Origin of the sequence: Variovorax sp. DAIF25 (assembly GCF_050711835.1) — a bacterium.
Classification (GTDB): Bacteria; Pseudomonadota; Gammaproteobacteria; order Burkholderiales; family Burkholderiaceae_C; genus Variovorax.
Genome location: NZ_CP136636.1, coordinates 6462309 through 6474100, shown reverse-complemented (window position 1 = coordinate 6474100; position 11792 = coordinate 6462309). Strand labels below are relative to the sequence as shown.

Sequence of the window (11792 nt, the reverse complement as noted above, 5' to 3'; positions counted from 1 at the left end):
TTGATAATGAAGCCGTTGCGTCATCGCCTGACGGGATCGGCTTTCGCCCATGATCAAGTTTCTCCTGCCCACTCAACTGGTCGCCGAGCGGCCCGTGGAGCCCGGTGCCAGTCCCTATGCGGGCGCCCTCCACACCGCGTTTCGTGATGCCTACCCGCTGATCAAGAGCGCGGCCTGGCGCTCCATTCCGATCAGCCTGTTCGGGCTGCTGCCCTCGATCTTCCTGCTGCAGGTCTACGACCGCGTGCTCTCGCGCAGCGGCGTCTCGACGCTGGCGGCGCTGGTCAGCGGCATCCTGTTCTTCCTGTGCATCGAGTTCTGGCTGCGCACGCGCCGTTCGCGCCTGCTGCGCAACGCGGGCGCGATCATCGACCACGGCGTCTCGGGCGCCTTGATGGGCTCCATGCTCGGCCGTCCGCTGCGCGCGCTCGAGGCGCGGCCGGCCTCGGTGTGGCACCTGTACTTCCGCGACGTCGGCTCGGTGCGCGGCACCGTCACCGGCGGCCTCGCGCAATCGATCTTCGACCTGCCGATGGCGGTGTTCGGGCTGGTGGTGATCGGCATCGTCGCGCTGCCGGTGCTGCCGGTGGTGGTGGCCTTCCTCGCGATCCTCTCGTTCCTCGCCTGGTGGTGGGCCGACGAGGTGCGCGCCGGCCGCGTCGAGGAAGTGCAGCGCGGCCGCGGCCTCGACCGCATGACGGCCGAGATCTGCCATGCGCGCGAGACGCTCAAGTCGCAGGCCAACGACGGCCCCATCATCGAGATGTGGCAGAAGACCTACAACGACTGGCTCACCGAGAGCTTCACCAAGAACGGCCAGATCGAGACCGCGCGCGACGGCACCACGGTGCTGCTGACCGTGTTCTCGGTGATCGTGGTCACGGTGGGCGCGATCTCGGTGATGGAGCAGTGGATGACGGTCGGCGGCCTCGTGGCCTCCAACATGCTCGCGCTGCGCGCACTGCAGCCGATCGCCGGCCTGGTGTCGAACTGGCGCTCGCTGGCCACCGCCAAGGAAGCCGCCAAGCGCCTCGAGACCGTGCTCGGCGAGCCGGTGGAGAAGCCGCCGGTGGGCATGGCCCTGCCGCAGCCGCTGGGCCGCATCACGCTCAAGGACGTGAGCTTCAGCTTCACCGAGAACGCGCAGAAGGCGGTCATCGAGAACCTCGACCTCGACATCGGCCCCGGCGGCCTGCACGTCATCGTCGGGCGCAACGGCGCGGGCAAGTCCACGCTGGTCAAGCTGCTCTCGGGCCTGTACACGCCCACGCACGGCGTCGTCAGCATCGGCGAATACGACCTCTCGCAGTTCGGCCGCGAGGAGCTGTCGCGCTGGATCAGCTACCTCTCGCAGGAGGTCTACTGGTTCGGCGGTTCGCTGATCGACGTCATGCGCCGCACCGCGCCGGGCCAGAGCGACGAGCAGATCGTCGCGGCCTGCAAGCTCTCGGGCGCGCACGACTTCATCTCGCGGCTGCCCGACGGCTACCGCTCGATGGTGGGCGAGGGCGGCACCGGCCTGTCGGTGGGCGAACGCCGCAAGCTCGCGCTGGCCATGAGCTTCCTGCGCAAGCCCTCGGTGCTGGTGCTCGACGAGCCCAGCAACGACCTCGACTTCCAGAGCGAGCGCGCGCTGCTGGCCACGCTGCTGGCGGTGGCCAAGGTGCGCACCGTGGTGGTGGTCACGCACTCGCTGCGCATCGTCTCGGCCGCCAGCCATGTCTACCACGTGACCGGCGAAGGCTCGGTCGAACAGGGCACGGCCGCGGTGATGGTGCCGAAGCTGTTCGGCGTGAAGAAGGCGCTGGTGGCGCTGCCCGAAGGCGGTGGCGAGGATGGCGAATCCGCCGCCCGCTCGATCGCCTGATGCGCTGAATTTGTTTATGGATTGGACCGATCGACCGATGACCGAGTGCGACGACCGAGTGCCCGCAGGGGAGACGAGATCTTGAAAGCCGATCTGCCGCAGGTCCTGCAGACCGAAGACCAGAAGCGCGCCGCTCAGATCACGCCCGAGGGCCGCCGGCGCCAGTGGCTGCTCGGCGGCCTGATCGGCGTGTTCGCGGTGGTCGGCCTGGGCTTCCCGATGGAGACCGTCGTGGTCGCGCCCGGGCGCGTGATTCCCTCCGACCGCGTGAAGTCGATCCAGCACTTGGAAGGCGGCATCGTCAGCGCCGTGCTCGTGAAGGAAGGCGACCACGTCAAGCAGGGCCAGTCGCTGGTCGAGATCGACCTCGGCGGCAGCGGCCTCAACCTCGAGGAACTGACCGCGCGCTATGCCGCCACCCAGGCCACGCGCGTGCGCCTGCTGGCCGAGAGCCGCGGCCAGCCGCTCAAGCGCGACACCTTCGCCAAGGACATCGACGAAGGCGTGTACGCCGGCGAGACCGGCGCCTACGACGCGCGCGCGCTCGAGCAACGCGGCGTGATGGCCGGCGCCATCTCCGGCCTCGAGGCCGCGCGCAGCCGGCAGCTCGAGCAGCAGGCCAAGGTCAAGGGCCTGAGCGACCGGCTCGACCTGATGCAGAAGGAGCTCGAGGTGTCCGAGCAGCTGCTCAAGGAGAAGCTGGTCGGCCAGGTCGAGGTGCTCGAGAAGCGCCGCCAGGCCGAGGCCGCGCGCAGCGAACTCGCGGTGGCGCGCCAGGGCGTGATCTCGGCCAACGCCGCGATCACCGAGGCACAGGCCAAGATGGCCGAGGCCGAGGGACGCTTCCGGCGCCGCGCCTCGGACGAGCTCGCCACCGTCGAGCGCCAGTTCGCGAGCCTGAGCGAGGACCTCGCGCGCGCCCGCACGCAGCGTTCGCGCACCGAGGTCAAGGCGCCGTCGGACGGCATCGTCAAGGGCCTGCGCAGCGGCAGTCCCGGCTGGGTGGTGAAGCCCGGCGAGGCCATCCTCGAGGTGGTGCCCGACAAGGACGAGATCATGATCGAGGCGCGGCTCAATCCGAACGACCGCGGCTTCGTCGAGGTCGGCCAGCAGTCCACGGTCAAGATCACCGCCTACGACTACCTGCGCTACGGCGCCGTCGAGGGCAAGGTCACGCTGGTGGCGGCCGATGCCGACCGCGACCCCGCGATCGCCAACGGCGCGCCGTACTACCGGCTCCTGATCAGCACCGACAAGTCCTTCGTCGGCCACAAGGAAAACCGCATCACCGTCGGCATGGAGTCCGAGGTCGACCTCAAGGTCGGCACCGATCCCTTCATCTGGTACATCCTTCGTCCGGTGCTCAAGCTGCGGCGCGAAGCCTTCCGCGAACCATGAAGCGCCGCACGACCAACGGCCGGCGCCCGGCGGGCACCGGCGTGCTGTGCGCGGCGCTGTGCGCCAGCTTCGCGCTGCCGCCCACCGCGATGGCGCAAGAGACGCAGGGCCCCCAGGATCCGCCGCCCTCGCTGATGCTCGCGCGGCGCCTGACCGCGCCCTCGATCGGCACCGCCGGCTACGTGCAGCGCGTGAAGCAGGCGCTGGTCGTGCTGTCGCAGGAATACCCCGAGGTGCAGACCGCGCAGGCGGCCGCCAACACCAGCGGCTTCCAGATCGACCAGGCGAAGAAGGCGCGCTATCCGCGCTTCAAGGTCGGCACCTCCTCGGGCAACTACAACAGCGGCGCCGCCAACGCGCAGACCCAGAGCTACAACGTGATCACCGCCGAGGCGCGCATGAGCCTGCTCGACGGCGGCGCGATCAGCGCCTCGATCCGTGCCGCCGAGGCCGGCAACGAGGCCGACGGCCAGGCCGTCACCACCACCTCGCAGAAGGTGGTGCTCGATGCCCTGACCGCCTACCTGCAGGTGCAGCGCTTCGACCTCAAGAAGGAGATCGCGCACCGCTCCACCGAGATCGTGGCCGAGCTCTCGAAGGCCGAGGCGCGCCGCGTCGCGCTCGGCGCCACCGGCGAGAACGACCTCAACATGGCCAGCGCGCGCCGCGCCAGCGTGGCCGCGCGCGAGGCCGACTTCGAGGCCCAGCGCGACGAGGCCATCGCCAAGTTCCGCAGCTACTTCAAGTTCACGCCCATCACGCGCAACCTGCCGGTGCTGGCCGCGCCGCCGCAGTGGCGCATCGATTCGCAGGCCGAGGCGCTGCGCCGCGCCGAGGAACGCAGCACCGAGATCGCCGAGGCCCAGGGCCGCATCAACAAGGCCAAGGCGCTGGTCGAGCAGCAGGAGGCCAGCATCTGGCCCACCGTCGATGCCGTGATCGTGAAGAGCAAGGACCCGCGCGGCGTGTCGCCGCAGGATCCCACGCGCACCGCGCTCGAGCTGAGCTGGAATTTCGGCAGCGGCTTCGACCGGCAGCTGCGCGTGCGCACCGCCATGGCCGAGGTCGAGAACCAGGAAGCCAAGCTCGAGGGCGTGAAGCTCAACCTGTTCGAGCTCACCAGTGCCTCGTGGTCGCGCACCGTGTCGGGCCGCGAGCGCGAGCGCCAGCTGATGGAGGCCGTGAGCACTTCGGGCCAGGCCTTCCGCGGCCGCCGCCGCCTGCTGGAGTTCGGCCGCGACACCCTGCCGCAGGTGCTCGATGCCCAGCTCGAGTACTACAACCTGCTGTTCGACTACGTCGATGCCGTGTTCGACCTGCGCGTCAACGAGCTGCGCCTGGCGCGCACCACCGGCGAGCTGCGCATCGATGCAGAGGGCAGCAACGAATGGGTCGACCGCGTCTTCGGCGCGCCGAGCCGTACCGTGCTGACCGAGGACGGCCTGTTGAGCGGCCCGTGCCTGGCGAGCAATTCGACCTGCGCGACCGAGGCGTCGGTGGACCGCTCGCAGAACGCGCAGCCCGTGACCCTGCGGCGCGCCGAGCGCCTGCCGACCACCAACTGACGAAGAGGAAAGGCGGGCGGCCGGCGCGTCGGCGCGCGGCCGCGTTGCCGCTCAGGCGTCTTCCGGAATGCCCGGTTCGCCGTCGAGGATCTGGTACTTGCGCATCTTCTCCCACAGCACCTTGCGGCTGATGCCCAGGTGCTGCGCCGTGTCCTGGCGCTTCCAGTCGTTGATCTCGAGCGCCGCGATGATGCGGTTGCGTTCGCTGCCGTTCCAGCCCTTGCGCTGATCGCCGCCGGCGGCATCGAAGGCGCTGCTGGTGCCCACCGCGTTCGCGCCCAGGCCCATGCCGCCGCCCGGCCCGGTGGCCGCGGGCGTGCCGCGAGTCAGCGCGATCGCGCGCTGGATCAGGTGCTGGTCCCAGCTGTGCAGCTGCCGTGCGATCACGCCCACGCGTTCCGCGAGGTTGCGCAGCTGGCGCACGTTGCCGGGGAAGTAGGTCTCGGCCACCGCGTCGCTGAGCCAGTGCGGCGTTTCGCCGAGCACCTCGAGCTGGTCGCCCAGCACGTTGGCCAGCAGCGCCTTGAAGATCGCGATCTTGTCGATCTCGCCGCGTTCCTCGAGGCTGGGCACGTGCAGCTCGATCACCGCGAGGCGGTAGAACAGGTCGGCGCGGAATTCGCCGCTGGCCACCATCTCGCGCAGGTTGCGGTTGGTTGCCGCCACCAGCCGGAAGTCGACCCGGATCGGCGAGGTCGCGCCGAGCCGCGTGACCGCGCCGTCCTCGAGCACGCGCAGCAGCTTCACCTGCTGGTACTTCGGCAGGTCGCCGATCTCGTCGAGGAACAGCGTGCCGCCCGTGGCCTGCTCGAAGTAGCCGCGGTGCGCATGCACCGCGCCCGTGAACGAGCCCTTGGCGTGGCCGAAGAACAGCGACTCGAACAGCCCGTCGGGAATCGCGCCGCAGTTCACCGCCACGAACGCGCCCTTGCTGTAGTTCTGGTGGCCCAGGTGCAGCTGCTGCGCGATGCGTTCCTTGCCCACGCCGGTCTCGCCGCGCACCAGCACGCTGTGGTCGCAATCGGCGAAGGCATTGACCTCGGCCAGCAGCGACTTCATCGCTTCGGAGTGCGCCACCAGCTCGTCGAGCGGCTGCGGCGCCACGTCGCGCGCGCGCAGTTGCCGCACCAGCTTCGCGACCATCGTGCGCAGCTCGGCGCAGGTGAAGTCGTAGGGCAGCACGTGCAGGTACTCGGGCGGATAGGTGCGCGAGTCGCGCTCGCGCGAGGCCGCCGCGACCCAGATCACCGGCATGCCCTGCAGCAGCTCGGTCGCCTGCGGCAGCCCGCCGCCATCGATGACCGTGACGCTGATGATCGCCACCGACGGCCGCATCGCCGCCGTGCGGTCCTGCGAAGGCGGGGGCATGCCGTCGGCCCGGATCACCTCGACATCGAAGCTCGCCATGCAGCGGGCGATGCGGTCGAGGATGTCGGCCTTTCCTTCCCAGACAAAGAGGTCGAGTTCGTCGAAATTGGGGGAAGCGCTCATCTGTGGTTTGAATGGCCCGTATGCATCTTCGGACGCTGCTGCGTCAGTAGACCAGCCTTGAGTTCTGGCAGCTCACGGACTGAAGGTGCACATCGGTGCGGCCCAGTTCCAGTCCCAAAGTGTCGCCCAGCAAGTTGGAGAGAAGGTAGCCGATCGAGTTGAGCAGCGGCTTGAGCAACTCGACGATAGGGCCTAGCACCGCCGAAAGAAGAGGGGTGCCGTTGCCGTCGACGTCAAGATTGAGCAGACCCGAAACAAGATCGAGCAGGCCCTTGAGAAGGCCGGTGACCAAGCCGTCCTGGTTGCGCGTCTGAAGGGACTGAATCAATGCATTGCGAGCGCAGGAGCCAGCCAGGCTCCCGCCACATCCTCCCAAAAACGAAGACGCATTGACCTTGTCCTCCCATTCCTGCGCCATGGTTTTGGAAAAGAGACCGAGCACGGGACGATTCCAGACCAAGTTGTCCTGCTCCATCAGCGAGCGAAGCCTGGAAACACTTCCACCTGCCTTGCCGAGGTAGTAGTTCGCCAACTGTGCCGCGATATCGGGCGTGGAGGCGCGCGCGGCGGGGTCGACGTTATTGGTTCCCCGCCCCAACAGCAGCTTGAGCAGTTGGTCGACCAAGTCTTGTACCGTATCACCGATGACGAGCGGATTTCTGTTCGTCGTCTTCGTGGCGCCCACGGGGAGGGTGACTTCGTTGATCGAATTCAAGGCCGGTATCGCAACCTTGCCGCTCAAGAGGTCGATGCCCAGAAGTCTCACGAAGCTCATCGACCCCAGATTCGATGGCAAGCAGACGTCGGCCTTGGACCAAAGTATCGAGGACGAGATTTGGCCGATGCATGCACGAAGAATCGGCGCCTGCACCTCGACGGTGGCCTGGTAGGGAGTGACATCGCAATTGATGGCAGTCAGCTTGCCAAAGGCATTCACGATATCGATCGCGATCGGCAGATTGATCTGCGTGTTCAGGGCACCAAGCAGAGCGCCAAGAAGTTCGTCGGGTTTTGTCTTGATCTGGATGAATGCTCGAACCTGCGAGTTGTAGGCGGTTGTTCCCACATCGCCAATACCGATGGATGGCGGTTCGATCACTCGCGCCTCGACAGAAACGGAGAGGCCCAGGATATTTATACCCGTCCCCAGTTCTACGGCGTGCTCCTTGGTGCCGACGCCCAGTGAGGTCTTGATCAAGTCAAAGGCATCGAGCTGAACATTGAGTGCCGAGCCGCCGGTCGGTGCCTTGATTTCCGCGAACAACCCGCCCGCCGTGGCGTTGCTTCCCAGCTGAACCAGCAGGCTGTCCAGGCTGAGACCTGCCCTCACCAACGAATTGATGAGTTGCGCATTCACCCCGAGCAGTGAGTCCTGACCGGCCAGTTGCACGATCGCATTGAGCAACTTGCCGAGCTCGACCTTGTTGGCAGCCAGCAGCGTGTTGAGGTCGGCGACGCTGATGTCCGCCGCCACGGGGATGCCGAGCTTTTCCAGTAGCCCTCCGGGGGTGATCTTCACGCCTGCCAGGCCGGTGTAGCAGCCGACGCAGGTACCGTTGGGGTCGACGCCCACGAACTTCAGCAGCGAGATCAGTGGTGCCTCGGGATTGATGTCCACGAGCTTGGAGCCGACGCTGAAGACGGCCAGCGGCGTGTCCTTGACGGCGTAAGCCTCGACCTTGAGCGTGCGAACACTGTTGCCACCGATGTTGGGGAACAGGAGCGCCGTGCTGCCGGTGATCTCCACATGAAGGGCGTTGATCGCGCCGGCCCCCGCCCCGCTGCTGAAGTACTTGGGCCCTGGAAGCGTGGCCGGATTCCAGACGCCGCAGGTCGCCTTGAACTGGAATTGGGCGGGGGTCAGAAACGAGAGGTTATTGGTCGCATTGGTGGACGCGACATCGGTTGCCGTCGCGCAATTGGCGGGCTTGAGAATCTGCGTGCCGGCCAATGCCGAGAGGTCCGCGGCCTTCTGCAGCTCGCGCTTCATGTAGAAGAGATAACCGAGTTCGGTGCCGATCAGGACCACGAGCACGAGCAGCATGGCGACCACCGCATTGACGATCACGCTACCGCGGACGCGCCGGCGTGCCGGTACGGAACCTCCACGGCGTGGGCGGCGAGGCATCGTGATGGGTTGCGCGTTCAAGTGAAGCTCCTTCACGAAGGAATGGCGGCGGTCGCGCGGCTGCTGAGGTTGTCGGGCATCCAGCGACTCGTGTCGAGCACGGGAAGAGAGGGCAGCAAGCGATTGGCGGAATATGGATAGGTCACCGAAACGACGGCGCTGGGACTTGCGCCGCCAGCCGCCGCGGTGATCGTCACGTTCACGGTGGCATTCGCCGCGATCCAGATTCGGCGGCTCTGCGGCGTGGCGCTCGATCCGACCGGAGCGACGAGCGCGGCCGCGAGCGAGTCGTAGACGGTGTCGCGCACCCGGGTGTCGTTGGCGGTGAGCGGCGGGGACAGCAGCATCGGGACGGCGCGCGCTCCGTCCTCGGCAGCGCGCGAGATCACCTGCTGGATGTAGAGCACGGCACCGAAAGTCGCGATGCCGTAGATGATGAAGAACAGCATCATGAAGACGAACGCGAATTCGATGGCGGCGACCCCGCGCTGGCTCCTGCGCGTACCGCGACCGGTGGTGCGAGCGGCTCGGTTCATTGCGTTCTCCCGTCCAGCAGCATGCTGGCCTGGCCCACGATGGTGTCCGGCACCGCAAATGGGGGCAGCGGTGGAAGCAGCGAGCGAAGCTGCGAGGCCGTGATGGTCACGACCACCTGGCAACGGGCTTCCCAGACGGCACCGCAGGTGGGCGAGTCGCAGTCGCTCTGTCCGTTGGCCTTGATCTGGCAGCGCTTGGCCACGACGCCGTCGCTGGCGATCGTGAGCCAGGAAGGCACGCGCGCACGCGTGAGGGTTTCCGCCGCGGTCTTCCGGTTCGGCCAGGTCGTCTGATAGGCGAGCGCGGCCCGGGCGCCATCCTCCGCCGCGTTCTGGAGGCTGAAGCGCACGGTGAAGAAGATGGCATAGCACACGATGGCGTACAGCATCGTGAAGAGGATGACGAAGACGATCGAAAACTCGATCGCGTAGTTTCCTGCCTGCAATCTGGCCGGGGGGCGACGGTCGTTCTTCCTCATGACGGACTCCTGGAGCGGACAAGCCGGCGGCTTATCTCGCCTGGCCCGACGCTGCTCCGCCGGTCGAGCTGTTCAAGGACGAGCCCATGTATTCGGGGATCGTGTGCTCGAAGCTCTTCAGGTAGCGCTCGTAGCTGCGGCGAGCGATGTCGCCGGGGATCCGCCGCGGCGTCTGCGAGGCGATGGCGCCGGAACTCTGCCAGGCGAGAAGATTCATCGTCGCGTCGCCGACCTGGAGCGGCGGCGCGTCGAAGGCTTCGTCATAGGACTCGGCGGGGGCGGTCTCCGCGGTGTCGGTCGCTGGCGGCACTTCCATGGCCGGCTTCGCAGCGGCCGCAGGCGCGGAGGTCGCGGCCTCGACGGCGGGTTTGGCCTGGGCGGAGGGTTCGGAGGTCGCTGTGCTCGGTGCGGCGGCCTTCGACTCGGCGACTTGTGCGGAGGCTGGAAGCACGATCATGGAGGCGCCAACCAGGCCGAGCGCGAGCCAGGATGGGTAACGGAGAGAAAAGGTGTTCATGGTGTTCCTCTGGGAGTCGATCGTGTCGATGACAGCGATGTGGAGCGGGAGGCCTTCAACGAAAGAGGTTCGGCTCCGTCGGCGGTCGAGATCTCGTCGACGGCCGGGGTGTCGGTCCTGGGCTGGAGGTCTTGTGCCTGCGGGCGGCTGATCGGCGCCGCTGCCGCCATCAACTGCCGCGCGCTGTCCTGAACCGCACTGCGCGTCGCGGGCGAGAGCTTGCTGGCATCCATGAAGGCCCGGGCTTGATCGGCCTGCTGGGTCACTTCGAAGTAGAGCGCCAGGTTCGCTTGTGCCTGCACGTTGTCCGGACGCAGCTGCAAAGCCTGCATCAGGGGCAGTCGCGCATCGGAAAACAGGCCGGCGCGAAGGTTCGCGTAGCCGAGGTCGTTGAGCAGCAGGGCGTCGGTGGGGGTGCGCCGCTGCGCCTCCTTCAGCAGGCGCACCGCCTCCGGAAAGTCGCCGCGTTCGCCGGCCAGCAGCCCTTGGCCGCGATAGCCCGCCGCCTCCAGCTTCGTGCCCATGAGCCGCTTGTAGGCGGCTTCGCTGGCCTGTGGTTGTCCCGAGTGGCGCAGGGCCTCGGCGCGCGTGCGCGTGGTTTCCGGCGTCACGCCCCAGCGTTGCTCGAGCGCGTCGATGTGGGCCAGCGATGCGAACCACAGCCCTTCCTGCTGCATCTGGTCGACCAGGCCGAGGTAGGTGGCCTGCGTATCGATGTTGGCACTCTCCTTGGAGAGGGCCGCCGCTTCGGCCGCCTGGCGCTGTTGGCCCTCGGCGATGCCCGCATAGCCATCTTTCGTCGATGCGCAACCGCCGGCTGCGAGCGCGAGGATCAGCACGGCGGCACCGGCGGCGATGCGCTGTCGGCGGCGGGGCAGGGAGGTGGGGGCGATGGATGTCATTTCGCAAGTGCTCCTAGCGAACGAATGACGGCCAGGAAGCCCGGACCCGCCGTGATGATGACCAGCGCCGGCAGCAGGGTCACGACCATCACGCCGGTCATCTTGACGGTGATCTTGCCGATGCGCTCCTTGAGTTCCGAGCGGCGGTGTTCGCGCAGCCGGTCGCTGTACTGGCGCAAGGGCTCCTGAACGGCGCCTCCGTGCTTGTCCACCTGCACGAGCAACGCGACCAGGCCGGTCAGGTTCTCGCTGCCGTGCAAGGTGGCGAGCCGCAGCAGCGAGTGCTCGCGCGTTCGCCCCTGTGCATACTGCCGGTTCGCGATCGCGAGCTCGTAGCCGAGCACCCGCAGCACGTGGGAAAAATCGGTGGCCATGATCTGCAGGCTCTGGTCGAGGCTCAGGCCCACGCCCTGCAGCAGACGCAGCAGGTCCACGAAGAGCGGGAGTTCCTGCGAGACGCGCTCGCGGCGCGAGGCCGCCATCCGCGACAGCACCCATTTGGGGGCCATGAACCCGAACACGAACGCCGCCATGCCGATGGCCAGGTCTTCTCCGACGGAGAAATCCTTGCTCCAGCCGATGAAGAACAAGAGCGGCAGCAGGGTGGCCAGGGTCATGCGGATCACCAGGAAGATCAGCTGGGCCCGCAGCGAGGAGAAGCCGCATTGGTCGATCAGCTTGCGGTCTTCGTCGGCCACCAGGGCGCGACCGAGCCGGCTGTCGAGCCAATGAAAGGGCAGTTCCGCCTCGTTGCGTGCCGCGCCGAATGGATCCCCATCGGTCGTGGCGGCGGCCGGTGCCGCGATGTCGTCGGTGCTGCGCCGGATCGCGCGTCCCAGCACCTCGCCGCGTCGCGTGCGCTGCACTTCGCGTCCAACCAGCAAGCCCGCGATCAGCAGCATGCCGAGG

General features: G+C 67.4%; 10 protein-coding genes. 3 read left to right on the top strand and 7 right to left on the bottom strand.

Going from position 1 to position 11792, the window contains the following annotated elements:
* Nucleotides 1-49: 49 nt before the first annotated feature.
* The 3 genes from R0232_RS30040 (at nt 50) to R0232_RS30030 (ending at nt 4830) form a co-directional block, all read left to right on the top strand.
* Nucleotides 50-1867 carry a peptidase domain-containing ABC transporter gene (locus tag R0232_RS30040; protein ID WP_208511239.1) on the top strand — a complete coding sequence of 606 codons (1818 nt, stop codon included), beginning with the start codon at nt 50-52 and terminating at the stop codon, nt 1865-1867.
* 81 nt (nt 1868-1948) lie between these two features.
* Nucleotides 1949-3265: an HlyD family type I secretion periplasmic adaptor subunit gene (locus R0232_RS30035; protein WP_093347724.1), complete on the top strand. Its 1317-nt coding sequence runs from the start codon at nt 1949-1951 to the stop codon at nt 3263-3265.
* Nucleotides 3262-4830 (top strand): TolC family protein, encoded by a 1569-nt coding sequence (locus tag R0232_RS30030; protein ID WP_208511240.1) that lies wholly within the window; start codon nt 3262-3264, stop codon nt 4828-4830. Before R0232_RS30035 ends, R0232_RS30030 begins: the two co-directional genes overlap by 4 nt.
* Nucleotides 4831-4881: 51 nt before the next feature.
* Here R0232_RS30030 and R0232_RS30025 read toward each other — a convergent pair whose 3' ends face one another.
* The 7 genes from R0232_RS30025 to R0232_RS29995 are packed head-to-tail and all read right to left on the bottom strand — an operon-like array spanning nt 4882 to nt 11785.
* A complete protein-coding gene (locus R0232_RS30025; protein WP_208511241.1) occupies nt 4882-6321 on the bottom strand; it encodes a sigma 54-interacting transcriptional regulator in 1440 nt (479 codons plus the stop codon).
* A gap of 43 nt (nt 6322-6364) precedes the next feature.
* Nucleotides 6365-8470, bottom strand: coding sequence for a TadG family pilus assembly protein (locus R0232_RS30020; RefSeq protein WP_431510426.1), 2106 nt, complete (start codon nt 8468-8470; stop codon nt 6365-6367).
* 11 nt (nt 8471-8481) lie between these two features.
* Entirely contained in the window at nt 8482-8985 is a 504-nt protein-coding gene (locus R0232_RS30015) for a TadE/TadG family type IV pilus assembly protein (protein WP_296797758.1), read from the bottom strand.
* Nucleotides 8982-9464: a TadE/TadG family type IV pilus assembly protein gene (locus R0232_RS30010; RefSeq protein ID WP_431510425.1), complete on the bottom strand. Its 483-nt coding sequence runs from the start codon at nt 9462-9464 to the stop codon at nt 8982-8984. Before R0232_RS30010 ends, R0232_RS30015 begins: the two co-directional genes overlap by 4 nt.
* 31 nt (nt 9465-9495) lie before the next feature.
* Nucleotides 9496-9981 (bottom strand): DUF3613 domain-containing protein, encoded by a 486-nt coding sequence (locus tag R0232_RS30005; RefSeq protein ID WP_431510424.1) that lies wholly within the window; start codon nt 9979-9981, stop codon nt 9496-9498.
* The gene (locus R0232_RS30000) at nt 9978-10883 is read right to left on the bottom strand and encodes a hypothetical protein (protein WP_431510423.1); all 906 of its coding nucleotides are present in this window, start codon (nt 10881-10883) and stop codon (nt 9978-9980) included. The genes R0232_RS30005 and R0232_RS30000 overlap by 4 nt, the downstream gene beginning before the upstream one ends.
* Complete coding sequence (locus tag R0232_RS29995) at nt 10880-11785, bottom strand: type II secretion system F family protein (protein ID WP_431510422.1); 906 nt, start codon at nt 11783-11785, stop codon at nt 10880-10882. Before R0232_RS29995 ends, R0232_RS30000 begins: the two co-directional genes overlap by 4 nt.
* Nucleotides 11786-11792 lie beyond the last annotated feature (7 nt).